At 61.4% G+C, this 24,709-nt stretch carries 22 protein-coding genes; 15 read left to right on the top strand and 7 right to left on the bottom strand.

What is annotated here, in order from left to right:
* Nucleotides 1-173: 173 nt before the first annotated feature.
* On the top strand, nucleotides 174-1,676 hold the full coding sequence (gene pitA / locus ACJ8IP_RS22320) for an inorganic phosphate transporter PitA (RefSeq protein ID WP_033645348.1): 1,503 nt from the start codon (nucleotides 174-176) through the stop codon (nucleotides 1,674-1,676).
* Nucleotides 1,677-1,749: 73 nt separating this feature from the next.
* Here pitA and uspB read toward each other — a convergent pair whose 3' ends face one another.
* Entirely contained in the window at nucleotides 1,750-2,085 is a 336-nt protein-coding gene (uspB, locus tag ACJ8IP_RS22315; RefSeq protein ID WP_164107036.1) for a universal stress protein UspB, read from the bottom strand.
* 434 nt (nucleotides 2,086-2,519) lie between these two features.
* Here uspB and ACJ8IP_RS22310 point away from each other — a divergent pair, with 434 nt between their 5' ends.
* The 10 genes from ACJ8IP_RS22310 to ACJ8IP_RS22265 all read left to right on the top strand — a co-directional run bounded on the left by ACJ8IP_RS22310 (nucleotide 2,520) and on the right by ACJ8IP_RS22265 (nucleotide 13,660).
* Complete coding sequence (locus ACJ8IP_RS22310) at nucleotides 2,520-3,293, top strand: SDR family oxidoreductase (protein WP_033645349.1); 774 nt, start codon at nucleotides 2,520-2,522, stop codon at nucleotides 3,291-3,293.
* 104 nt (nucleotides 3,294-3,397) lie between these two features.
* Nucleotides 3,398-4,306 carry a LysR family transcriptional regulator gene (locus tag ACJ8IP_RS22305; protein WP_042785536.1) on the top strand — a complete coding sequence of 303 codons (909 nt, stop codon included), beginning with the start codon at nucleotides 3,398-3,400 and terminating at the stop codon, nucleotides 4,304-4,306.
* Between the two features lie 267 nt (nucleotides 4,307-4,573).
* Nucleotides 4,574-5,011, top strand: coding sequence for a universal stress protein UspA (gene uspA, locus ACJ8IP_RS22300; protein ID WP_004930988.1), 438 nt, complete (start codon nucleotides 4,574-4,576; stop codon nucleotides 5,009-5,011).
* A 200-nt stretch (nucleotides 5,012-5,211) separates the two neighbouring features.
* Entirely contained in the window at nucleotides 5,212-6,555 is a 1,344-nt protein-coding gene (gdhA, locus tag ACJ8IP_RS22295) for an NADP-specific glutamate dehydrogenase (protein ID WP_021505207.1), read from the top strand.
* 329 nt (nucleotides 6,556-6,884) lie between these two features.
* Nucleotides 6,885-7,871 carry an autoinducer 2 ABC transporter substrate-binding protein gene (locus ACJ8IP_RS22290; protein ID WP_033636379.1) on the top strand — a complete coding sequence of 329 codons (987 nt, stop codon included), beginning with the start codon at nucleotides 6,885-6,887 and terminating at the stop codon, nucleotides 7,869-7,871.
* Between the two features lie 105 nt (nucleotides 7,872-7,976).
* Nucleotides 7,977-9,476, top strand: coding sequence for a sugar ABC transporter ATP-binding protein (locus ACJ8IP_RS22285; RefSeq protein ID WP_442524527.1), 1,500 nt, complete (start codon nucleotides 7,977-7,979; stop codon nucleotides 9,474-9,476).
* Entirely contained in the window at nucleotides 9,469-10,458 is a 990-nt protein-coding gene (locus ACJ8IP_RS22280) for an ABC transporter permease (RefSeq protein WP_015379367.1), read from the top strand. The genes ACJ8IP_RS22285 and ACJ8IP_RS22280 overlap by 8 nt, the downstream gene beginning before the upstream one ends.
* A 1-nt stretch (nucleotide 10,459) precedes the next feature.
* The gene (locus ACJ8IP_RS22275) at nucleotides 10,460-11,413 is read left to right on the top strand and encodes an ABC transporter permease (RefSeq protein WP_016930441.1); all 954 of its coding nucleotides are present in this window, start codon (nucleotides 10,460-10,462) and stop codon (nucleotides 11,411-11,413) included.
* Between the two features lie 10 nt (nucleotides 11,414-11,423).
* On the top strand, nucleotides 11,424-13,061 hold the full coding sequence (locus ACJ8IP_RS22270; RefSeq protein ID WP_004931001.1) for an FGGY-family carbohydrate kinase: 1,638 nt from the start codon (nucleotides 11,424-11,426) through the stop codon (nucleotides 13,059-13,061).
* Nucleotides 13,061-13,660, top strand: a complete 600-nt coding sequence (locus ACJ8IP_RS22265; RefSeq protein WP_069100177.1) for a KpsF/GutQ family sugar-phosphate isomerase — start codon at nucleotides 13,061-13,063, stop codon at nucleotides 13,658-13,660. The genes ACJ8IP_RS22270 and ACJ8IP_RS22265 overlap by 1 nt, the downstream gene beginning before the upstream one ends.
* Nucleotides 13,661-13,688: 28 nt before the next feature.
* On the opposite strand, the gene rsmJ is transcribed toward ACJ8IP_RS22265, so the two are convergent.
* From rsmJ to ACJ8IP_RS22245, 4 genes are all read right to left on the bottom strand, one after another.
* On the bottom strand, nucleotides 13,689-14,435 hold the full coding sequence (rsmJ, locus tag ACJ8IP_RS22260) for a 16S rRNA (guanine(1516)-N(2))-methyltransferase RsmJ (protein ID WP_033645355.1): 747 nt from the start codon (nucleotides 14,433-14,435) through the stop codon (nucleotides 13,689-13,691).
* 8 nt (nucleotides 14,436-14,443) lie between these two features.
* Nucleotides 14,444-16,486 (bottom strand): oligopeptidase A, encoded by a 2,043-nt coding sequence (prlC, locus tag ACJ8IP_RS22255; RefSeq protein ID WP_182074743.1) that lies wholly within the window; start codon nucleotides 16,484-16,486, stop codon nucleotides 14,444-14,446.
* Between the two features lie 118 nt (nucleotides 16,487-16,604).
* A complete protein-coding gene (locus ACJ8IP_RS22250; RefSeq protein ID WP_033651785.1) occupies nucleotides 16,605-17,066 on the bottom strand; it encodes an HIT family protein in 462 nt (153 codons plus the stop codon).
* A 16-nt stretch (nucleotides 17,067-17,082) separates the two neighbouring features.
* The gene (locus ACJ8IP_RS22245; RefSeq protein ID WP_060660146.1) at nucleotides 17,083-17,487 is read right to left on the bottom strand and encodes an ASCH domain-containing protein; all 405 of its coding nucleotides are present in this window, start codon (nucleotides 17,485-17,487) and stop codon (nucleotides 17,083-17,085) included.
* Nucleotides 17,488-17,622: 135 nt separating this feature from the next.
* Between ACJ8IP_RS22245 and ACJ8IP_RS22240 the strand changes: the two genes are divergently transcribed.
* The 4 genes from ACJ8IP_RS22240 to ACJ8IP_RS22225 all read left to right on the top strand — a co-directional run bounded on the left by ACJ8IP_RS22240 (nucleotide 17,623) and on the right by ACJ8IP_RS22225 (nucleotide 22,383).
* Nucleotides 17,623-18,465 carry a 23S rRNA (adenine(2030)-N(6))-methyltransferase RlmJ gene (locus tag ACJ8IP_RS22240; RefSeq protein WP_033636386.1) on the top strand — a complete coding sequence of 281 codons (843 nt, stop codon included), beginning with the start codon at nucleotides 17,623-17,625 and terminating at the stop codon, nucleotides 18,463-18,465.
* A gap of 130 nt (nucleotides 18,466-18,595) precedes the next feature.
* Nucleotides 18,596-19,948, top strand: coding sequence for a glutathione-disulfide reductase (gene gorA / locus ACJ8IP_RS22235; RefSeq protein ID WP_033645358.1), 1,353 nt, complete (start codon nucleotides 18,596-18,598; stop codon nucleotides 19,946-19,948).
* Nucleotides 19,949-20,107: 159 nt separating this feature from the next.
* Nucleotides 20,108-20,602: a molybdopterin-dependent oxidoreductase gene (locus tag ACJ8IP_RS22230; RefSeq protein ID WP_049202894.1), complete on the top strand. Its 495-nt coding sequence runs from the start codon at nucleotides 20,108-20,110 to the stop codon at nucleotides 20,600-20,602.
* Entirely contained in the window at nucleotides 20,599-22,383 is a 1,785-nt protein-coding gene (locus ACJ8IP_RS22225) for an ATP-binding response regulator (protein ID WP_033651793.1), read from the top strand. The genes ACJ8IP_RS22230 and ACJ8IP_RS22225 overlap by 4 nt, the downstream gene beginning before the upstream one ends.
* On the opposite strand, the gene ACJ8IP_RS22220 is transcribed toward ACJ8IP_RS22225, so the two are convergent.
* Together ACJ8IP_RS22220 and ACJ8IP_RS22215 are read right to left on the bottom strand one after the other, a co-directional pair.
* Nucleotides 22,373-23,224 carry a helix-turn-helix domain-containing protein gene (locus ACJ8IP_RS22220; RefSeq protein WP_033645361.1) on the bottom strand — a complete coding sequence of 284 codons (852 nt, stop codon included), beginning with the start codon at nucleotides 23,222-23,224 and terminating at the stop codon, nucleotides 22,373-22,375. The genes ACJ8IP_RS22225 and ACJ8IP_RS22220 overlap by 11 nt on opposite strands.
* Before the next feature lie 456 nt (nucleotides 23,225-23,680).
* The coding region (locus ACJ8IP_RS22215) for an autotransporter outer membrane beta-barrel domain-containing protein (protein ID WP_442524526.1) at nucleotides 23,681-24,709 on the bottom strand (1,029 nt) is incomplete at its 5' end.

Genomic DNA, 24,709 nt, shown 5'->3' with positions numbered 1-24,709 from the left:
AAAATATTACAGAGGTCAGAGCAGATTAACGCGTTGATATTCCATATTTTTGTTATAGACACGCCACCATTTCGTCATGTCCAAATCAAAAAAACGTCATATTTTCCTTTTCCCCGGCCCCGGTTGTCACTGATAATGCGCGGCGTTCATGTCCACAAACTGGCGTAACGCTTATGCTGCATTTGTTCGCTGGCCTGGATTTCCATACCGGCCTGATGTTAATTCTCGCATTGTTGTTCGTGTTGTTTTATGAAGCCATCAACGGTTTTCATGATACGGCCAATGCGGTCGCTACAGTTATTTATACCCGCGCCATGCGCTCGCAACTTGCGGTCGTGATGGCAGGTTTGTTCAACTTTCTTGGCGTAATGCTCGGCGGTTTGAGTGTTGCTTACGCCATCGTCCACTTGTTGCCTACCGATCTGTTGTTGAACGTCAGTTCAGCACACGGATTAGCCATGGTCTTCTCCATGCTGTTGGCGGCAATCATCTGGAACCTCGGCACCTGGTATTTCGGTCTGCCGGCGTCCAGTTCCCATACGCTGATAGGCGCAATCATCGGTGTCGGTTTAACCAACGCCCTGATGACCCACACTTCGGTCGTGGATGCGCTTAACGTCCCGAAAATGATTGGCATTTTCCTTTCTCTGCTGTTCTCGCCGCTGGTCGGCATGATGGTGGCGGGAGTGATGGTGTTCGCCTTGCGCCGCTATTGGAGTGGCACCAAGAAACGCCAGCGTATCCACATGACCCCAGCGGAACGTGAAAAGGTCGACGGCAAACGCAAGCCGCCGTTCTGGACCCGTATCGCGCTGATCCTGTCGGCGATTGGCGTCAGCTTCTCGCACGGCGCCAACGACGGTCAGAAAGGCATCGGCCTTATCATGCTGGTGCTGATCGGCGTTGCCCCGGCCGGCTTCGTGGTCAATATGAATGCAACCGGTTATGACATCACCCGTACGCGTGACGCCGTGACCCACCTGCAGCAATATTACCAGCAGCACGGCGACGCGCTGTCGCATGCGGTGTCGTTGACGCCGCTGGTGCCAAGCCCGGATGACGAAGCCACGCCTGGCAAACCGGCCGAGTTCCACTGCGACAGTTCGCGCGCCATGCCGGCGATCGAGCTGGCTCAGGGCATGCTGACCAACCTGCAAAGCTACGATCAGTTGACGGTTGAGCAGCGCAGCCATTTGCGCCGCCTGCTGATGTGCGTGACCGACACGGCGGATAAAGTCGCCAAGCTGCCGGAAACCTCATCCGCCGATCAGCGCTTCCTGAAGAACCTGCGTCAGGATCTGCTGCAGACCGTCGAGTACGCGCCGATGTGGATCATCGTCGCCGTCGCGCTGGCGCTGTCGCTCGGCACCATGGTGGGCTGGAAACGCGTAGCCACCACCATCGGCGAGAAGATCGGCAAGAAAGGCATGACCTACGCCCAGGGCGTATCGGCCCAGATGACCGCGGCGCTGTCGATCGGCGTGGCGAGTTATACCGGCATGCCGGTCTCCACCACCCACGTTCTCTCTTCGGCGGTTGCCGGGACGATGATCGTGGACGGCGGCGGCGTGCAGAGCAAAACCGTGAAGAACATCCTGTTGGCCTGGGTGCTCACCCTGCCAATCTCGATTCTGCTTTCCGGTGCGCTGTATTGGGTCGCGTTGAAGCTGATCTAAGCGACAAGCATCATGAGGAAGGCGGCCGCATGGCCGCCTTTTTTTTGCCTGCATCAAGGGAAACAGAAAGGCATTAATACCAAATCATCATCGCCATCAGGCAGATGACCATCAGGCCGCACAGGGCCGAAGTCAGCATAAACTGCCCGCGCACCCGCTCGCAGCGGCGAATAAACTCCGGATCGTGGTGCTCGACATAGCGCTGCGCGAAAATATAACGCACCAGCCTCAGCTGCTTGCTGGGTTGGCCGTGGGCGGTAAAGAAGCCGCCGCCGTCGACATATTGGTACAGCAGCGGGTCACAGCCGCGCAATACCACCAGCAGCGCGCGCAGAGAAGAGTAATACCGCACCATGTTAACCACACACACCACACACAAGGCCCAAAACAGCGCGACGGTACTGATCATGATTGCCCCCTCAAGGCGTTGTTATCCGCGGCCATCCGCCGGGTCCAACCGCCCTACCTCATTACCCGATACTCTGCTGGAGCTTACCGCTCTCATCCCCTTTTTTTGCCTGCACGGGCCACGCCCATAACCCACCGCCTCCGAAGACGTTGCCGCACCGCACGATGAGATTTGCACGGCATGGTTCTACTCAGAGGAGAAATGATGAGGCCCACATCCATCATTGTAGGTTAATGAAACGCAAACTGGCCTGAGCAGTGGATAAAATTTACCGCCCTGTGCCGAAAAGTCACCTGCCGGGGCGTTATAAGCGATAACCGCCCGTTTTCGATTAGGCTGTTTTTATGGATAGTCTATCCCGCGCCACGCCGCTGATCTTTCCCCCCACGCTGGCTAGACTCAGGTTTCCGTTACGCTTATCCAAGGAAACTGTTATGGCAAACCATTCAATCAAGGGAAAAACCGTCCTGATCGCCGGCGGCGCCAAGAACCTCGGCGGGCTGATCGCGCGCGATTTGGCTGAGCAAGGCGCCAAAGCGGTGGTGATCCACTACAACAGCGCCGCCTCCAAAACCGAGGCGGAGAAAACCGTCGCCGCCATTCAGGCCGCCGGGGCGCAAGGCGTCGCGCTGCAGGCCGATCTGACCACCGCAGGCGCGGTCGAGAAGCTGTTCGCCGATGCTGTCGCCGCCGTCGGCAAGCCGGATATCGCCATCAATACCGTCGGCAAGGTGCTGAAAAAGCCGCTGATCGACATCAGCGAAGCCGAGTACGACGAGATGACCGCGGTCAACGCCAAAACCGCGTTCTTCTTCCTGAAAGAAGCGGGTAAGCACCTTAACGACAACGGCAAAATCTGCACGCTGGTCACCTCGCTGCTCGGCGCCTTCACGCCGTTCTACGCCGCTTACGCCGGCACCAAAGCGCCGGTGGAGCACTTCACCCGCGCCGCCGCCAAGGAGTTCGGCGAGCGCGGCATCTCCGTGACGGCGGTCGGCCCCGGCCCGATGGATACCCCGTTCTTCTACCCGGCGGAAGGCGCGGACGCCGTGGCCTACCACAAGACGGCGGCGGCGCTGTCGCCATTCAGCCAAACCGGCCTGACCGATATCGAAGACGTGGTGCCGTTCATCCGTCATCTGGTCAGCGACGGCTGGTGGATAACCGGCCAAACCATCCTGATCAACGGCGGCTACACCACCAAATAAACCCGGCGGGGGCACCTATCGCCCCCGCACCTGCTCGCGCGCAACCGCGCCATGCGGCTACACTCTCTGTCAGAAACGGCGCCAAGGAACAGCAGGTCAACGAGATGGACAGATTCAATCAATACCGCGTATTCGTGCAGGTGGCGGAGATGGGCAGCTTTATCCGGGCGGCCCATGCGCTGGAGGTGCCGCGCGCCTCGGTGTCCGCCGCCGTTCAGCAACTGGAAACGCAGCTGGGCGTGCGCCTGCTGCACCGCACCACACGGCAAGTGCGGCTGACCGCCGACGGCGAACAGCTGCTCGAACGGCTGCGCCCGCTGCTGGCCGAGGTGGAGGATATCGATCAGTCGTTTCAGGCCAGCCAACGGCAGGCCTCCGGGCGGCTCAGCGTCGATGTGCCGAGCCGCATCGCCCGTCGGCTGATCGCGCCGGCGCTGCCCAGCCTGCTGCGGCGCCACCCTCATCTGCAGCTGGTGCTCGGCTCCGCCGATCGCGCCATCGATCTGGTGCAGGAAGGGGTCGACTGCGCGGTGCGCGTCGGCGATCTGCACGACAGCAGCCTGGTGATGCGCCCGCTCGGCCATATCGCGCTGATCAACTGCGCCAGCCCCGCCTACCTGAGCGAATTCGGCCATCCTCTTCATCCCGCCGATCTCGCCGAGGGGCACTGGAGCATCGGCTACGCCTCGCCCAAAACCGGCCGCGAATCCCCCTGGGAATACCTGACCGGCGACGGGCACACCCAGCGGCTCGACTTGCCCAGCCGGGTGGTGGTCAACAACGCCGAAAGCTATATCGCCTGCTGCCGCGCCGGGCTGGGATTGATGCAAATCCCGCGCTACGACGTGCAACACCTGCTCGACGCCGGTGAACTGGTGGAAGTCCTGCCCGGTTACCGCGCCGCCTCCATGCCGATCGCCCTGATCTACCCCCATCGCCGCCAGCGTTCCCGCCGTTTGGCGGTGTTTCACGAGTGGTTTGAAAGCCTGCTGCAACCGCATCTGGAGCGCTGATTGCACATTTAGCGCTATACTTTGTTTAATAACGCTTATAATTCAAGCGGTCAGACCGTTAAAACCCGCATAACCCTTAGGCTTTTTCGCCGCGCGGGTGTACAACGAAAGGTATCGTGCGCAGAGATTTTCGATGCGGCGCAGTGTGATCGCCCCAACATATCATTGCGTTATCCGAATGATACTATGGAACCAAAAGCGCCAGGCGGGTACACGGAACGCCTGCTAACCCTTTTTAATCGGCATGTTTATGGAAGGAGTATTCTTATGGCTTACAAACACATATTGATCGCGGTAGACCTATCCCCGGAAAGCAAGATCCTGGTAGAAAAAGCCGTCTCTATGGCGCGGCCGTATAACGCCAAAGTTTCTCTGATCCACGTCGATGTCAACTATTCCGATCTCTATACTGGCCTTATCGACGTCAATCTCGGCGACATGCAAAAGCGCATCTCTGAAGAAACCCACCAGGCGCTGACCGAGCTGTCGCAAAACGCCGGCTACCCGATCACCGAGACCCTGAGCGGCAGCGGCGATCTGGCGCAGGTGCTGGTGGACGCCATCAAGAAATACGACATGGATCTGGTGCTGTGCGGCCACCACCAGGACTTCTGGAGCAAACTGATGTCTTCCGCTCGCCAGCTGATCAATACCGTGCACATCGATATGCTGATCGTGCCGCTGCGCGACGAAGAAGACGAATAAAGTAAGCGCTTGCTAACTTAACTGCCCAACGCCCGCGCCCTGCGGGCGTTTTTCATGCCGCCACGCCGATTAATCGCTTGATAATCAACCGCCCTCCGATGATATAGTCGCTAAAGACACAACATCCTCCCCCGGGCATCACCTATACCCAAATCTATAAGAAATAGCGGGGGAAAATTTAATGCTAAAAGGAGTTATCCATGGAATATGCCGTATCGGTAGAGTCTTTCCTGTCCTCGTTACAACGCCATAACCCCCACCAGCCGGAATATCTGCAGGCCGTGCGCGAAGTGTTCACCTCGCTGTGGCCATTTATCGAGCGCAACCCGCGCTATCGCGAACAGGCGCTGCTGGAGCGCCTGGTGGAGCCCGAGCGCATCATTCAGTTCCGCGTCAGCTGGGTGGACGATCGCGGCCAGGTGCAGGTCAATCGCGCCTTTCGTGTCCAGTTCAACTCGGCCATCGGCCCCTACAAGGGCGGCATGCGCTTCCACCCGTCGGTGAACCTGTCGATCCTGAAGTTCCTCGGCTTTGAGCAGACCTTCAAGAATGCGCTGACCACCCTGCCGATGGGCGGCGGCAAAGGCGGCTCCGATTTCGATCCGAAGGGCAAAAGCCAGGGCGAGATCATGCGTTTCTGCCAGGCGCTGATGACCGAACTGTATCGCCACTTGGGCCCGGACACCGACGTGCCGGCCGGCGACATCGGCGTCGGCGGCCGTGAAGTCGGCTTTATGGCCGGCATGATGAAGAAACTGTCCAACAACACCGCCTGCGTGTTTACCGGCAAAGGGCTCTCCTTCGGCGGCAGCCTGATCCGCCCCGAGGCGACCGGCTACGGCCTGGTGTACTTTACCGACGCCATGCTGCAGCGCCACGGCTTGGGCTTTGAGGGCATGCGGGTGGCGGTGTCCGGCTCCGGCAACGTGGCGCAGTACACCATCGAGAAAGCGTTGGAGCTGGACGCGCGCGTGATCACCGTGTCGGATTCCGGCGGCACTCTGGTGGACGAAGACGGCTTCACCACCGAGAAGCTGGCGCACCTGGCGGAGATCAAAAACCAGCGCTACGGCCGGGTGGCGGACTACGCCCGCGAACGCGGCCTGACCTACCTGGCGGGCCAGCAGCCGTGGAACGTGCCGGTGGATATCGCCCTGCCGTGCGCCACCCAGAACGAACTGGATCTCGAGGCGGCGCAGACGCTGATCCGCAACGGGGTGAAAGCGGTGGCGGAAGGCGCCAACATGCCGACCACCATCCAGGCCACCGACGCCTTCCTCGACGCCGGGGTGCTGTTCGCGCCCGGCAAGGCGGCCAACGCCGGCGGCGTGGCCACCTCGGGGCTGGAGATGGCGCAAAACGCCGCGCGCATCGGCTGGCGGGCGGAAAAAGTGGATGTACGTTTACAACATATCATGGCGGATATTCACCATGCCTGCGTGGAATACGGCGGCGAGGGCAAGCAAACCCACTATGTACACGGCGCGAATATCGCCGGTTTCGTTAAGGTTGCGGAGGCGATGCTGGCCCAGGGCGTGCTGTAATCGGGCGCAAAGGTGATCTTGTTCACACATCGATTAAATGCTTCAATGCCGGCTCCTTCGCCGGCATTTTTTTCCGCGCCCAAGCCATCAAAATGATGCGAGAACGTTAATTTAAAGTTAATAAAAAGTTATTTATGGCCGTTTAATTGGTAGTAAGTTTACCACCACCAAATAATTAAACATTTATTTAACACTAAATACGCCAGTATTTTACTTAAATGTGCGCAGATCACATTTCATTAACTTCGGCTACGCTCCCTCTTCCATTCCTTTGTAATCTGCAGCGGTGGAAAAACCGCCACCCCTACAGATAAAAAAAGGTACAGCTAATGAAATTTAACCTCGCATTATTAAATGCATGTGTGGTTTCTGCGTGCATGTTATCGACAACACCTGTGTTCGCCGCTGATAAATATGAGATTGCCGTGGTCGCCAAAGTGACCGGCATTCCGTGGTTCAACCGCATGGAAGTGGGCGTCAACGAAGCGGCGAAAAAACTCGACGTCAACGCTTACCAGACCGGCCCGTCTACGCCGGATCCGGCTGCGCAGGTCAAGGTGATTGAGGATCTGATCGCCAAGAACGTCAACGCCATCATCGTGGTGCCGAACGACGCCAAGGTGCTGGAGCCGGTGCTGAAAAAAGCGCGCGACAAAGGCATCGTGGTGCTGACCCATGAATCCCCGGACCAGCAGATCGGCCAGTGGGACATCGAGACCATCGACAGCGAGAAATACGCGCAGGCCAACGTCGATGAGCTGGCGAAAGACATGGGCGGCAAAGGCGGCTACGCGATCTACGTCGGCTCGCTGACTGTGCCGTTGCACAACGCCTGGGCCGATTCCGCCATCAAATACCAGAAAGAAAAATACCCGGACATGTTTGAAGTCACCTCGCGCTTGCCGGTGGCGGAAAGCATCGACAAATCCTACGCCACCACGCTGGATCTGATGAAAACCTATCCGCAGATGAAGGGCATCATCGGCTTCGGTTCGCTCGGCCCAATCGGCGCCGGCCAGGCGGTGGCCAAGAAACGCGCCAAGGACAAAATCGCGGTGGTGGGCATCGCCATGCCGGCGCAGGCCGCTCCTTACCTGATGCGCGGCGACATCAAGAAAGCGCTGCTGTGGGATCCGAAAGACGCCGGTTATGCGCTGGTGACGGTGGCCGACCAGCTGCTGCAGGGCAAAGAAGTGAATAAGGACCTGTCGATCGAGGGCCTCGGCAAAGCCGACGTCGATATGGAACACAAAGTGATTCGGTTTAATAAGATTTTGGAAGTGACCAAAGACAACGCCCAATCGCTCGGATTCTGATTTTTCGCGTAATTTCGCCACACCGGGAAAGTAGTTAAACCCTCGTAGGGGCGCAGCGTTGCTGCGCCCAGGGCTTCGGCCGCTACGCAAGCACAGGTTAACGTTATGACAGCCTCCCCCGCATTTATCACCCTGGAGAATATCAGCAAGCGATTCCCAGGCGTGCTGGCATTAGACCAGATCAACCTGACGCTGAATAAAGGCGAAGTGCACTGCCTGGCCGGACAAAACGGCTGCGGCAAAAGCACCATCATTAAAATCATCTCCGGCGTCTATCAGCCGGAAAAAGGCGCCAATATTTCGCTGGAAGGCAAACTCTTCCACGCCCTGACGCCGCAGCTGTCCGGTTATTACGGCATACAGGTGATCTACCAGGACCTGTCGCTGTTCCCTAACCTGACGGTGGCGGAAAACATCGCCATCCACCGTTACCTGCCCGGCGGCCACTTCTGGGTGCACAAGCGGGTGATGCGCCAGACGGCGCTGGACGCCATGGCGCGGGTCGGCGTACACATCGATCCCGATAAAAAAGTAGAAAAACTGTCGATCGCCGATCGGCAGCTGGTGGCGATTTGCCGCGCCATCGCCGCCGAAGCGCGCTTGGTTATCATGGACGAACCGACCGCCTCGCTGACCCGCCAGGAGGTCGACGGCCTGCTGCGGGTGGTCAACGAACTGAAGGCGGCCGGCATCTGCGTGGTGTTCGTCAGCCACCGATTGGATGAAGTGATGGAAGTCGCCGATCGCATCAGCGTGATGCGCGACGGCAAGCTGGTGGGCACCTGGCCGGCCAGCGAACTGGACAGCCATGAACTGGCGTTCCTGATGACCGGCCAACGCTTTCATTACAGCCCGCTGCCCCCGCTGCCGCCGGCCGAACAGGCGCCGCTGCTCGAGGTGCGCAACCTCAGCCGCGGCGAGAAATACCGCAACGTCAATCTGGCGCTGCGCGGCGGCGAGATCGTCTCGATCGTCGGCCTGCTCGGCGCCGGCCGCACCGAACTGTGCCTCAGCCTGTTCGGCATGACGCGGCCGGACAGCGGCGAGATCCGCATCGAGGGCCGGCCGGTGCAGCTGCACAACAACCGCGAAGCGGTGCGCCACGGCATCGGCTACGTGTCGGAAGATCGTCTGACGCAGGGATTGATCATGGAGCAATCGATCTACGACAACACCATCGTCACCGTCTTCGATCGGCTGCATACCTCGCTCGGGCTGCTGGATCACGCCAAGGCGACCGAGCTGGTCAACCGGCTGATCCGCGATTTGAACATCAAGGTGTCCGACAGCGCATTGCCGGTGAAAACCCTGTCCGGCGGCAACGCCCAGCGCATCGCCATCGCCAAATGGGTCGCGACCCAGCCGAAGATCCTGATCCTCGACTCGCCCACCGTCGGCGTCGACATCGCCAACAAAGAGGGGATCTATCAGATCGCCCGCGATCTGGCGCAGCTGGGCATGGCGGTGCTGATGATCTGCGACGAGATCCCGGAAGCCTATTACAACAGCCATCGGGTGATGGTGATGCGCAAAGGCGAGCTGATCGCCGAATTCGCGCCGCACCAGAGTACCGAACAACAGATCGCCGAGGTGGTGAATGGATAAGTCATTATTGGCCCGCCTGGCCGGGCGGCACGAGTTTTATCTCGGCCTGCTGGTGCTGCTGCTGGCGATCGGCCTGAGCGCCGGCACCGATGAGTTTCTGACGCTCGGCAACCTGACCGACGTCGCCACCAGCTACGCCATTCTCGGCATCCTGGCCTGCGGGCTGTTCGTGGTGCTGATCGCCGGCGGCATCGACATTTCGTTCCCGGCGGTCACCGCCATCGCACAGTATGTGATGGCCAGTTGGGTGATCCAGCACGGCGGCAGCTTCCCGCTGGCGTTCGCCCTGGCGATTGGCGTCGGCCTGCTGCTCGGGCTGGTGAACGGTTTCCTGGTGTACTGGCTGAAAGTGCCGGCGATCATCATCACCATCGCTACCCTTAACCTGTTCTACGGCCTGCTGGTATACGCCACCAACGGCACCTGGCTGTACGGCTTCCCGGACTGGTTCATGAACGGCATCAACTGGTTCTCGTTCCAGGGCGCCGACGGTTACGACTACGGCCTGACGCTGCCGCTGCTGTGCCTGCTGGCAACCATCGTCGTCACCGGCGTGCTGATGAACCGCACCCGGCTGGGGCGCCAGATCTACGCCATGGGCGGCAACCGCGACGCGGCGTCGCGCCTGGGGTTGAACCTGCTGCGGCTGCACTTCTGCGTCTACGGCTATATGGGCATTCTGGCCGGCGTCGCGGCGGTGGTGCAGGCGCAGATCACCCAGTCGGTGGCGCCCAACTCGCTGCTCGGCTTCGAACTGACGGTATTGGCGGCGGTGGTGCTGGGCGGCACCAGCATGAGCGGCGGCCGCGGATCGTTGACCGGCACCCTGCTCGGCGTGGTGCTGCTGGCCTTCCTGCAAAACGGGCTGACGCTGCTCAGCGTCTCGGCCTATTGGCACCAGGTATTCAGCGGCGCGATCATTTTGATCAGCATCAGCACCACCGCCTGGAACGAAAAACGCAAGCTGCTCAAGGAGATCTGACATGACGCAGTTAACTCGGTTGATCCCAAACGATCGGATCATTCGCCTGCAGGGCGCGATCATCATCGCGGTGGCGCTGCTGTTCGCCGGGCTGCTCGGATCGCGCTTCTTCAGCCTCGGCAACTTCCAGTCGATCGCCTCGCAGCTGCCGATCCTCGGCCTGCTGGCGCTCGGCATGGGCATCACCATGCTGACCGGCGGCATCAACCTGTCGATCATCGCCGGCGCCAACGCCTGTTCGCTGGTGATGGCGGCGATCATCGTCAGCCATCCCGACCAGCCGCTGTTCCTGGCGCTGGCGCTGTTGGCCGGCCTGCTGGTGGCGGTGGCGATCGGCGCGCTCAACGGCGCGCTGGTGGCCTGGATCGGCGTTTCACCGATCCTCGCCTCGCTCGGCACCATGACCCTGATCACCGGCCTGAATATTCTGCTGTCCAACGGCGCGGTGATCTCCGGCTTCCCGGCGGCGATTCAATTTCTCGGCAACGGCGCCGTGCTCGGCGTGCCGGTGGCGCTGATCCTGTTCCTGCTGGTGGCGGTGGGTCTGTGGCTGCTGCTGGAGCACACCACGCTGGGGCGCAGCCTGTACCTGATCGGCTCCAACGAGCAGGCCACCCGCTTCAGCGGCGTGAACACCGCGCGGGTGCAGATCGCGGTGTACATCCTGTCGGCGCTGCTCGGCTGGGGCGCCGCCCTGCTGATGATGGCCAAGTTCAACTCGGCCAAGGCCGGCTACGGCGAATCTTATCTACTGGTGACCATTCTGGCCTCGGTGCTGGGCGGCATTAACCCGGACGGCGGTTTCGGCCGTATTCTGGGGCTGGTACTGGCGCTGATCGTACTGCAAATGTTGGAAAGCGGCCTCAATCTGCTGGGGGTCAGCAGCTACCTGACCATGGCCCTGTGGGGCGGCGTGCTGATCCTGTTTATCGCGTTACAGAATCGAAAAGCCTGAGGAGAAAATAATGGCGAGCTATTTTATTGGCGTAGATGTGGGCACCGGAAGCGCGCGCGCAGGCGTATTCGATCTCAATGGCCGCATGGTCGGCCAGGCCAGCCGGGCCATCGATCTGTACCGGCCGAAGGCGGATTTCGTCGAGCAGTCGTCGGATAACATCTGGCAGGCGGTGTGCAATGCGGTGCGCGACGCGGTCAACCAGGCCGACATCAACCCGATCCAGGTCAAGGGGTTGGGCTTCGACGCCACCTGTTCGCTGGTGGTGCTGGATAAAGAGGGCAAGCCGCTGACCGTCAGCCCCTCCGGCCGCACCGAGCAGAACATCATCGTGTGGATGGATCACCGGGCGATCGCCCAGGCCGAGCGCATCAACGCCACCAAACACCGGGTGCTGGACTTCGTCGGCGGCATCATTTCGCCGGAGATGCAGACGCCGAAACTGCTGTGGCTGAAGCAACACATGCCCACCACCTGGGCCAACGCCGGTTACCTGTTCGATCTGCCGGACTTCCTCACCTGGCGCGCCACCCAGGACGCCACCCGCTCGCTGTGCTCGACGGTGTGCAAGTGGACCTATCTCGGCCACGAGCAGCGTTGGGACAAGAGCTACTTCCAGCAGATCGGGCTGGAAGACGTGCTGGAACACGACGCGGCCAAGATCGGCAGCGACGTTAAAATGATGGGCGAGCCGCTGGGCCACGGCCTGACTCAGCGCGCCGCCAGCGAGATGGGGCTGATCGCCGGCACGGCGGTGAGCGTGTCAATCATCGACGCCCACGCCGGCACCCTCGGCACGCTGGGCGCCACCGGCGTCTCCGGCGAGGTGGCCGACTTCAACCGCCGCGTCGCGCTGATCGGCGGCACCTCCACCGGCCATATGGCGATGTCGCGCACCGCGCGCTTTATCGGCGGCGTCTGGGGGCCGTATTACTCGGCGATCCTGCCGGAATACTGGTTGAACGAAGGCGGCCAGTCCGCCACCGGCGCGCTGATCGACCACGTCATCCAGTCGCACCCGTGCTATCAGGAGCTGCTGGCGCAGGCGAAAACTCAGGGCCAGACCATCTATGAGGTGCTGAACGCCATTCTGCGCCGCATGGCCGGCGAGCCGGAGAACATCGCCTTCCTGACGCAGGACATTCACATGCTGCCGTACTTCCACGGCAACCGCTCGCCGCGCGCCAACCCGACGCTGACCGGCATCCTGACCGGGCTGAAGCTGTCGCGCACGCCGGAGGACATGGCGCTGCACTACCTGGCCACCATTCAGGCCATCGCGCTCGGCACCCGCCACATCATCGAAACCATGAACCACAGCGGCTACAGCATCGACACCATCATGGCCAGCGGCGGCGGCACCAAGAACCCGATCTTCGTGCAGGAGCACGCCAACGCCACCGGTTGCGCCATGCTGCTGCCGGAGGAGAGCGAAGCGATGCTGCTGGGCGGCGCGATGATGGGCACCGTGGCGGCCGGCGTGTTCGACACCTTGCCGGAGGCGATGAGCGCCATGAGCCGCATCGGCAAGACGGTGACGCCGCAGACCAACCAGATAAAAAGCTACTACGATCGCAAATACCGGGTGTTCCACGAGCTGTACAACGACCACATGAAATACCGCCGGTTGATGCAGGAGGAGGCGTGATGCAGCAAGAGTGGCGGCAGGCCGTGCAGGGCTGGCAAACCTACAGCCAGGAGCTGGCGCAGCTGGGCGAACGCCTCGATGCGCGCACCTGGCAACGGCTGCTGGCGCTGCTGGCCGACTGCCGCGGTAAAATCGCCGTCACCGGCGTCGGCACCTCGGGGATTGCGGCGCGCAAGATAGCCCATATGCTGGCCTGCGTGGAGCGGCCGGCGGTCTATCTCGACGCCACCGGCGCGGCGCACGGCGATCTGGGCTTCCTGCGCGCCGACGATCTGCTGATCCTGATCTCGCGCGGCGGCAATTCCGACGAGCTGACCCGCCTGCTGCCGACGCTGCAGGCCAAGGGAGTGACGCTGATCGCGGTGACGGAAAACCCGCACTCCGCCATCGCGCAGGCGGCGCAGCTGACGATCGCCACCGGGGTGCAAAAGGAGATAGATCCGCTGAACATGCTGGCCACCACCTCGATTGTGCTGGTGTTGGCGATCTTCGACGCCGCCTGCGCCTGCCTGATGACGCGCAGCGGCTATGACAAGGCCGCCTTGCTGGCGGTGCATCCGGGCGGCGGCGTGGGGAAAAGTTTGCGGGAGGAAAACTGAGGGCCCGACAAGGCGGGCCCGGCTGACATTACAGCGGCATGTAGATATCGAAACGGTGGCTTTTGGTCAGCGTGGCGGCGTGCGCCGGCACGTCGGCCAGCGGCGGCGCGTAGTCCGGGCGTTTCACCACCACGCGCTTGGTCGCCAAACGGCGCGCCGGTTCCAGCAGGCCGTCGGCGTCATCGTCGCTGCCCACCAGCGATTGGAACACCCGCATCTCTTTCTTCACCAGCGCGCTTTTCTGCTTGTGCGGGAACATCGGATCGAGATACACCACCTCCGGGCGCGGGCTGAGATCCGCCAACGCCGTCAGGCTGGAGGCGTGCAGCAGCGTCAGACGATCGCGCAGCCACGGGCCGATTTCCGCATCCTGATAGCCGCGCTGCAGGCCATCGTCCAGCAACGCCGCCACCACCGGATTGCGCTCCAGCATCCGCACCCGGCAGCCCAGCGCCGCCAGCACGAAGGCGTCGCGCCCCAGCCCGGCGGTGGCGTCCACCACGTCCGGCAGGTAGCTGCCCTTGATGCCGACCGCCTTGGCCACCGCCTCGCCGCGGCCGCCGCCGAAACGGCGCCGGTGCGCCATGGCGCCGGAGACGAAATCGACGTAGATCCCGCCGAGCTTCGGCTCGTCGCGCTTGCGCAGCTCCAGCCGCTGCGGGGTCAGTACCAGCGCCATCGGCGCATCGTCGTCGGACGTCAGCCGCCAGCGCTGCGCCAAAACAGACAAGGCGCCGGGATCGGCGCCTGCTTCACACAATAAACACACGCTCACGTGTCGGGTTATCCTTTAATGCCGTAATGACGCAGCATAGCATCCAGCTGCGGCTCGCGGCCACGGAAGCGTTTGAACAGCGCCATCGGCTCTTCCGAACCGCCGCGCGACAGGATGTTGTCGAGGAAGGATTTGCCGGTCTCGGCGTTGAAAATCCCCTCTTCTTCGAAGCGCGAGTAGGCGTCGGCCGACAGCACTTCCGCCCACAGGTAGCTGTAGTAACCCGCCGCGTAGCCGCCGGCGAAGATGTGGCTGAAGGCGTGCGGGAAGCGGCCCCAGCTCGGCGAAGGCACCACCGCCACCATTTTCTTCACTTCCGCCAGCGTCGGCAGGATCTGCGCCCCTTTCTCCGGGCTGTATTCGAAGTGCATGCGGAAATCGAACAGACCGAACTCCAGCTGGCGCAGAATGAACAGCGCCGCCTGGTAATTCTTGGCCGCCAGCAGCTTGTCGAGCATGGCCTTCGGCAGCGGCTCGCCGCTCTGGTAGTGGCCGGAGATAAACGCCAGCGCTTCCGGCTCCCAGCACCAGTTTTCCATAAACTGGCTCGGCAGCTCGACCGCATCCCACGGCACCCCGTTGATGCCGGAGACGCCGGCGGTATCGATCTGCGTCAGCATGTGGTGCAGACCGTGGCCGAACTCGTGGAACAGCGTAGTCACTTCGTTATGGGTGAACAGCGCCGGCTGGTCGCCCAGCGGGCGGTTGAAGTTACAGGTCAGGTAAGCGACCGGTTTTTGCAGCGAGCCGTCGGCCTTGCGCAGGCTGCCGACGCAGTCGTCCATCCAGGCGCCGCCGCGTTTGTTTTCGCGGGCGTACAGATCGAGGTAGAAGCTGCCGCGCAGCTCGCCGTCGGCGTCGAACAGATCGAAGAAGCGCACGTCCGGATGCCAGGTATCCACGTCTTTACGCTCTTTGGCGGTGATGCCGTAGATGCGTTTCACCACCTCGAACAGCCCTTCCACCACCCGCTGTTCCGGGAAGTACGGGCGCAGCTGCTCGTCGCTGATGGAGAACAGGTGCTGCTTCTGTTTTTCGCCGTAATAGGTGATGTCCCAGGCGTCGAGCTCGTCCACGCCATAGTGCTGTTTGGCGAAGGCGCGCAGCTGCGCCAGCTCCTGCTCGGCCTGCGGGCGGGCGCGCTTGGCCAGATCGCTCAGGAAGCCGATCACCTGCTCCGGGCTTTCCGCCATCTTGGTCGCCAGCGACTTGTCGGCGTAGGTGTCAAAGCCCAGCAGCTGAGCCAGCTCATGGCGCAGCGCCAGCGTTTCCGCCATCACTTCGCTGTTGTCCCATTTGCCGGCGTTCGGCCCCTGATCGGAGGCGCGGGTGGCGAAGGCGCGGTACATCTCTTCACGCAACGCGCGGTTGTCGGCGTAGGTCAGCACCGGCAGGTAGCTCGGCATGTCCAGCGTCAGCAGCCAGCCGTCCTGCTCTTTGGCCTGCGCCATCGCCTGGGCCTGCGCCAGGGCGCTTTCCGGCAGGCCGCTCAGCTCGGCTTCGTCGGTAATCAGTTTGCTCCAGCCCATGGTGGCGTCGAGCACGTTGTTGCTGTAGGTAGAGCCCAGTTCGGACAGGCGCGCGACGATCTCGCCGTAGCGCTGCTGTTTGTCCGCCGACAGGCCGATGCCCGAGAGTTCGAAATCGCGCAGCGCGTTATCCACCGCCTTGCGCTGCGGCACGCTCAGCGTCTCGAACGCCGCGCCCTCTTTCAGGCTGCGGTAGGCCTGGTACAGCCCTTCGTGCTGGCCGACCCAGGTGCCGTACTCGGACAGCAGCGGCAGCGCCTGCTCATAGGCGGCGCGCAGCTCCGGGCTGTTTTTCACCGAGTTCAGGTGCCCGATCGGCGACCAGATGCGCGACAGGCGATCGTCCGACTCCGCCAACGGCTGACACAGATTGTCCCAGGTGAACGGCCCCGGCTGCGCGACCACGCGCTCTACCGCGGCGCGGCAGTCCGCCAGCGCGGATTGCACCGCAGGCACGATATCTTCAGGGCGGATCGCCGAGAACGGCGGCAGGGAAAACGGGGTCAGCAACGGATTTGTCATAGGGCAGTCCTGATTAGCGTTGGGGCCCGCCGCGAGGGCGAGCCTTAAAATGCGTATGAATCTCTAACATGGAGCCGGGCAACAGGAAAATCAATGCCCGGCGTTGATCGTTCGTGCCTTAAACGGCGCATTGGCGAATGCGGGCGGCCAGCGCCGCCAGCTGTTCGTCGTCGGCGCGCGCGGCGTCGTGGGAGGAAATGTAGCCTTCGTAACGCGTGAAAAACTTCGGCGAGGTCGATTCGATCGGCCGCCACTGCTCCAGCGACGCGGTGCCGTGCAGCGGGATCAGTTTGGCATGCACATGGTCGACGCCGTAGCCCTCGAACACCATGCCGCAGCGGCCGACGTCGTCGAACGCGCGATCCAGCTGCTTTGCTACCCGCTTGGTCGCCAGCATCAGCGCGCTCAGCACCTCGTCCGGCAGATCAAACGCGTAGCTCGGGTGGTGCGCCTTGGGGATCACCACGCTGAAGCCGTCGGTGTTGGGAAAGATGGACAGGAACGCCAGATGGTCGTCGTCTTCCCAGATTTTATGGCACGGCGCCTTGCCCGCCACGATGTCGCAAAAAATGCAGCTCATCCTTTCTCCTTGTGATTCACAGCGTTTCAACCCGTTCGAACTCTTCGAACACCAGCCACATGTCCGGCGCAAAGCTCCCCTCGCGGGTAAAGAATGCCTGATGCCCCTGGCGCCAAAACGCCAGGCTTTTGTCGCCTTCGCCCTCTTTGGCCGCCATCTCGGCGGTCACCTGGTCGTAGCGCACCAGGCGCAGCGCCAGGGTTCTGATCACGCAGGCCGGTTCGCCGCGGCCATCGAGAACGATGCTGTAATCGCCGATCCTCGGGGTTTGTTCCCGACGATAGCTCGCATAGGAACTGCAGGTGGCGGTTTTATCCCCGCTCAGCACCAACCCCAGCAGTTCGTCGGCTAACGCGGGGCCGTCGCCGAACGCCCAGCGCGCCGCGTCGGGGTAATTCGCCAAAATCGCCTGTTTGCTCATCGTCCTGTCCCTTTCTGTTAACGTCTGCGGCAACGGAGTCCGGTTTTTCCCGGCCAGACAGTTTATACTGTGCAGATTATAAGCCTTATTGCATTGAATGCTCCGTCTGCGGAGCACAAGGAACCGCCACCCGTCATGTTAAGTTATCGCCACAGTTTCCACGCCGGCAACCACGCCGACGTGCTCAAACACACCGTTCAGAGCCTGATCATCGAGTCGCTGAAGGAAAAAGAGAAGCCGTTCCTGTATCTGGATACCCACTCGGGCGCGGGCCGTTATCAGCTCAGCGGCGAACACGCCGAGCGCACCGGCGAATACCTGGAAGGCATCGGCTTGCTGTGGCAACGCGACGATCTGCCCGAGGAGCTGGCGGCCTACATGAGCGTGGTGCACAACTTCAACCGTTCCGGCACGCTGCGCTACTACCCCGGTTCGCCGCTGATCGCCCGCCAGCTGCTGCGCCCTCAGGATAAAATTCACCTGACCGAGCTGCACCCGAGCGATTACCCGCTGCTGCGCAGCGAGTTCCAGAAAGACGAGCGCGCCAAAGTGCAGCGCGCCGACGGCTATCAGCAGCTGAAATCCCAGCTGCCGCCACCGTCGCGCCGCGGCCTGATCCTGATGGACCCGCCGTATGAAATGAAAACCGATTACCAGGACGTGGTCAAAGGCATTCAGGAAGGCTACAAGCGTTTCGCCACCGGCACCTACGCGCTGTGGTATCCGGTGGTGATGCGCCAGCAGATCAAACGCATGCTGCGCGATCTGGAAGCCACCGGCATTCGCCGCATCCTGCAGATCGAGCTGGCGGTGAAACCCGACAGCGATCAGCGCGGCATGACCGCCTCCGGCATGATCGTCATCAACCCGCCGTGGAAGCTGGAACAGCAGATGAAAAACGTGCTGCCGTGGCTGCACAAGGTGCTGGTGCCGTCGGGCATCGGCCACCATCTGGTCAACTGGGTGGTACCGGAATAATCCCCGGCAGGGCGCGGTTTACCGCGCCCTGCGTCCGCCTATCGCAGCCATCGACGCAATCTTTGCGACAAACCCCGGTCAGGCGTTAAACTCTTACCCTCTTCAAATTCACAACTCATGGAAATCCCAGATGACGAAACATTACGATTATCTAGCAATTGGCGGCGGCAGCGGCGGTATCGCATCGATCAACCGGGCAGCCATGTACGGCCAAAAGTGTGCGCTGATTGAAGCCAAAGAGCTGGGCGGCACCTGTGTAAACGTGGGTTGTGTACCGAAAAAAGTCATGTGGCACGCGGCGCAGATCGCCGAGGCCATCCATCAGTACGGCCCGGACTACGGCTTCGACACCACCGTCAACGCCTTCGACTGGAAAAAGCTGGTCGCCAACCGCACCGCCTATATCGACCGCATCCACAATTCCTACGATAACGTGCTGGGCAAGAACAAGGTTGACGTGATCAAAGGGTTCGCGCGCTTCGTGGATGCGCACACCGTGGAAGTGAACGGCGAAACCATCACCGCCGATCACATCCTGATCGCCACCGGCGGCCGCCCGAGCCATCCGGCTATTCCGGGCGCGGAATACGGCATCGACTCCGACGGCTTCTTTGAGCTGGACGCCATGCCGAAACGCGTCGCCGTGGTGGGCGCCGGCTATATCGCCGTGGAGATCGCCGGCGTGCTGAACGCGCTGGGCGCGGAAACGCACCTGTTCGTGCGCAAGCACGCGCCGCTGCGCACCTTCGATCCGATGATCGTCGACACCCTGGTGGAAGTGATGAACACCGAGGGGCCGAGCCTGCATACCGAATCGGTGCCGAAAGCAATCGTCAAGAACGCCGACGGCAGCCTGACGCTGCAGCTGGAAAACGGCAAGGCATTCACCGTCGACTGCCTGATTTGGGCCATCGGCCGCGAACCGGCGACCGACAACCTGAACCTCGGCGTGACCGGGGTGAAAACCAATGAGAAAGGCTACATCGACGTCGATAAGTTCCAGAACACCAACGTCAAAGGCATCTACGCGGTGGGCGACAACACCGGCGCCGTAGAGCTGACCCCGGTCGCCGTGGCCGCTGGCCGCCGCCTGTCCGAGCGCCTGTTCAACAACAAGCCGGACGAGCACCTGGACTACAGCAACATCGCCACCGTGGTGTTCAGCCACCCGCCGATCGGCACCGTCGGCCTGACCGAGCCGGAAGCCATCGAGAAGTTCGGCGCGGACAACGTGAAGGTGTACAAGTCCTCCTTCACCGCCATGTACAGCGCCGTGACGCAGCACCGCCAGCCGTGCCGCATGAAGCTGGTGTGCGCGGGTAAAGAAGAGAAAATCGTCGGCCTGCACGGCATCGGCTTCGGCATGGACGAGATCCTGCAGGGCTTCGCGGTGGCGGTGAAGATGGGCGCCACCAAGAAGGACTTCGACAACACCGTGGCTATCCACCCGACCGCGGCGGAAGAGTTCGTCACCATGCGCTAAGCGCTACGTTTATCCCACTCTCAGGCCGGGGTAAATACCGGCCTGTTCTTTTTGTGCGGTTTACTATTCCCTTCGCACCCGCCTGCTTTTTCTGCCATTATTCTGCCTGATAAATTAGCGGGACTGATACAAACCTCCCCGCGCCTCTGGAGAACGCCGATGCTGTTCAAACTATGCAAAACCCTTGCGATGGCCTGCGTGGCCCTGATTATCGCCCAGAGCAGCGCGCTCAGCTTTACCCTGGAAGTGGCGGGCAAGATCGACAACGTGACCGATCCGGTCAACAAAAGCTATCTGTTCACCGATAAACAGCTGTTGGCGATGCCGGTGCACAGCATCACGACCTCCACCTCCTGGACGCCGCAGAGGAAGTTTGAAGGGATTTCGGTGGCCGACATCCTGGAGCGCGTCGGCGCCAAGGGCGAGACGCTGACCTTCTACGCGCTGAACGATTATTACATCGACGTGCCGTTGTCCGACGTCAAGAAGTACAACATGATCCTGGCCTACAAGATGGACGGGGAGATGCTGAAGCTCAGAAACTTCGGCCCGCTGTTCCTGGTTTACCCGCGTGACGCCGCCGGGCCTGAGCTGAACTCGCCGTTGTACAACTCGCGCTTTATCTGGCAAGTCGACAGGATCGTGATCAAATGAAGCTGACGACCTTTAAGAACGGCAGCAGGCTGGCGATACCGGCCATCTTCGCCGCGCTGTTTCTGGTGGCTTCGACCGTCACGCTCTATTACTACAGCGCCACCCTGTCGAAGAAAGGGCTGTATGCCATCGCCGGCACGCAGGAGAACTACTCCTGGTCGATCGCCAAGTTCTCCATCAAGCTGGCGGAATTCGACACGTTCGTCGAGCAGCAGAGCCACGCGCCGCAGGTGGACAACGACAACCTGCGGCTGCGGTTCGAAATCCTCTATTCGCGCTTTTACGTGCTGGAAACCGTCTCCGAATCCACGCAACCGCTGTACGCCGAGCCGGGCTACCCGGAAGTGGTCAAGCAGATGCGCCTGCAGATGGATCGCATCGATAAACTGCTGGATAACCCGAAAATCGACTTCAATCAGGTTTTCGCGGCCATGAAGGCCATTAAGCCTTACGCCATCGAAATGGCCAACCTGACCGACCACGCCGAGGTGAAGCAGCGCACCGCCGCCTATGAGGACTACATCGAGAAACGGCACATCATTTTCTATGGGCTGGTGATTGTCATGTTCTCGGTGATCGCGCTGATCGCCATCACCCTGATCGTGTTCCGTCAGCAGCGGCTGACCATTCGCCAGCAGGCCAAGGCGATTGAGGCGGAGAAAGCGACCCGCACCAAAAACGCCTTCCTCGGCGCCATCGGCCACGAGCTGCGCACCTCATTGCAGAGCGTGATGTCGGCCATCGACGTGCTGGTGAATACCCGGGTATCGGCGGAGCATGCGGACACCTTCCAGCGGCTGGAGACCGCCGCGCAGCAGATCGAAAGCCAAATGAAAGATCTGACCGACTACGCGCACCTCGACAGCGGCATGATGGAGCTGCGCATCGTGCCGTTCGACGCGCAGAAGCTGATCGCGGAGACCGCCAACGAAATCGCTACTTTGACCCGCAAAGAGCAGGTCAAACTGAGCTGCGAGGTGGAGTGCAGCCACCTGTTGGTGCATTCCGACCCGCTGCGCATCCGGCAGATTATCGTCAACCTGCTGACCAACGCCTACAAATACACCGAAAGCGGCAGCATTACGCTGCACAGCTGTCTGCGCCGTCAACCCGGCGGCAGTTCGTTGATTATCGAAGTGACCGACACCGGCATCGGTATCGAAAAAGACCAGCTCGATCAGATCTTCAAACCCTTTACCCAGTTGGATCAGTCGCATACCAAGCAATATGCCGGCGTGGGGATGGGGTTGGCGATCGTGCACGGCCTGGTGACGCTGCTCGACGGCACCATCACGGTGTACAGCGAAATCAAGAAGGGCAGCACCTTTATCGTCAGCATTCCGGTGCAGATCAGTGAAGAAGAACGCGCCGACGAGCCCGCCGCCGCCAATGCCTCTCTGCAGCAGAAACCGCAGCAGGTGCTGGTGGTGGATGACAACAAGTCGGTGGGTGACGCCTTTGCGGCGTTGCTGGATAAGCTGGGTTACCAGCACGAACTGTGCGACTCGCCGGAGCGCGCGCTGCAGAAACTGCTCAGACGCCCTTACGACGCGCTGTTGCTGGATCTGCAGATGCCGGGCATCGACGGCGCCGCCCTGGCCAGGCAGCTGCGCAATCGTCGCGGCCCCAACCGCCATGTGCCGATCATCGGCATCAGCGCCTACACGCCGGAGCAGCTCACGGCGGATCAGCGCGCGCTGTTCGACAACTACCTGATGAAGCCGGTTCGGCTGGATGCGCTGTCGAACGCGCTGGCCGAGGTGTTCCCCGCTAAAGATTAAAACAGCGTTGCAGTGCGGCTTCGATCACATGGAGCCGCACCGGTTTTTCATAAGGGCCGAGCACATCGTACTCGCGCATCGCCTGAGCGATTTCCGATTCGCGTCGATCGGTGCCCAGCTCACCGGTCAGCACCAGTACCGGCGCGTCCGGGTTGTCGGAGGCGCGGATGGTGGCGATACAGCGATCCGCCGTTTCTTCACCGATTAGCCAGTCCACCACGTAACCGTCGAACAGGCTTTGCTGCAACGCCTGACAGAAGCTGTCGACGTCGTAAAACGCCACCGCGTTGAAACCGCAGCCGCCAAGATACTTGGCCAACTCATCGGCCGCCTGATGCGAATCGTCCAATACCGCAATGCTCAGACGCTCGTCGTCGCCATAGCCGGGCCGGATTTCGATCAGCTCGACGCCATAACGCGGCCCTGCCGGCGCCTCATCGGCGCGATAGATATGCCATTGCCCCTCGATGCGCAGCGCCACAAATTCCGCCGGCCGCCCGGCGGGAAGCTCGTCGCCGATGTGCCCGACGCAAGGCATCGCGACCCCTGCCACAAAAAAGATGGCATCGCGCGCCATGTTCGGTTCGGCCGCCTCGTGTTCGGCACTCAAATCGGCGATCGCCGCCGGCGTTTCTCCGAGCGCGGCCGCGACGCTGTTGATCTGTTCCAGCGTCCAGGGGCTTTGCCCTTTCAATTTGCGGTGCGCATGTGAAAAACTCAGATCCAAGATGCGGCTGAGCTCTCGGGCATGCTGACGTTTTCCAATCCCGTAATGTAAAAACAGCTCTCTGACCCGATTGGCAATCGACTGTGAATCGAATTTTTGGTGATTGTTATCCATTTGTTCCTTCGATTTTTTTTACTGATTTATCAGTCGTTTTGATTATTTCTGCTGAAAAAGCCACATCTAAAACTAGCATCCCATGCAATTATGCGTTAAAAACGTTGCTTGACATACCATGTTGCATCGTCAAACATGGTATCAAAAGAGACATACAGCAATACACTATAAAAAAACAACACCAGCACGTTTTTTAATAATAACCATAGTAACACCAGGGAAAATTTGTTCCGTTGCCGCTACTGAGACGATGCTCACATCGCTCGGACTGCATAAGCAAAACGGGGCTTGAGCCTTTAGCGCTAATCTGTTTTACCCACTTTTGAGCCGGGATCCGTCAGGGTCCCGGTTTTTTATTGTCCTGACGCCGCGCCATCATACGTTCTCCCCCCACCGCCGCAAATAAAAACGGAGCCGGCATGCCGGCTCCGTTGTCGTTGTAATGACCGCTGAACGTCAGAAGCGCCAGGTGAAGCCGGCGTTGACGCTGTTATCCTGATGGTGCTGCGACAGCAGCCCGCCGTAGCCCAGCGACAGCGAGGCGTTTTCGTTCACCGCCACTTCCGCCCCCGCCTTCAGCACCATGCCGTCACGCGACACCGGCACGCTGTCCACCACGAACGGCGCGTTGCCGCCGTTGAACCGCAGCCCGGTGCCGCGCTCCAGCCCGCCGTACTGGTGTTGCCATCCCAGCTCGCTACGCAGCGCCACCGTCGTGCCCGGGGTCACCTGCCACGCGGTGTCCGCACGCAGCCCCAGCGTCGACACCGTCGCATCCGTGTGCTGCTTGTCGCCGCGCAGCGCCGCCGCGCCGCCGCTTTCCGCGATGCCGTTGTTTTCGAAGTTCACGTACGCCAGGTTGACGAACGGCTCCAGGTTCAGCCACTCGCCCTGCACGCTGTAGCCCGCTTCCGCGAACAGCTGTTCGGTGCGCGCGCTGTACTTCGCCGTGTCACGGTCCGACTGCATCCCGTAGTTCACCGACCGTTTGGTGTCGATGCGGTGCCAGGTGTAGCCCGCCCCGCCACGCAGCGCCAGCGCCCCGAACTGCTTGTCGCCGTACGCCGCCAGGTGGTAGTTGTCGCTGTCCGCCTTCGACCCGTAGCCGCCGTGCAGCGAGGTGCGGGTGTAGCCGGTCGCTACCCCCAGCCGCCAGTCGGCCGCCGCCGCCGAGTCCAGCCCCACCAGTACCCCGTAGGTCGAGGCCTGATAGCCGGTGGCGTTGGCGTCGCCCGACGCGTGGTCCCACGCCCCCAGCAGCTGCGCCCAGGCGCCGTCCTCGTCCGCCTTGATGGCCGACGAGCTCGCCAGCCCTTCCGCCTGACGCAGACGCCCGTTCAGCGCCTCACGCAGGTAGCGGCTGTCATTCACCAGCGCCGACGCGATATCCGCATGGATTTGCCCCGACAGCTGACGGAACGCCTGCCGCGCCTCGCCCGCCGTGCCGCTGTTAAGAACGCTTTCGTACACCGGGTTGCCCGCCGC

The sequence above is a fragment of the Serratia sp. CY52157 genome, from assembly GCF_052168495.1.
Lineage (GTDB): Bacteria > Pseudomonadota > Gammaproteobacteria > Enterobacterales > Enterobacteriaceae > Serratia > Serratia ureilytica.
The sequence above is the reverse complement of the archived record's forward strand: the minus strand, read 5'-3'. Positions and strand labels throughout refer to the sequence as shown.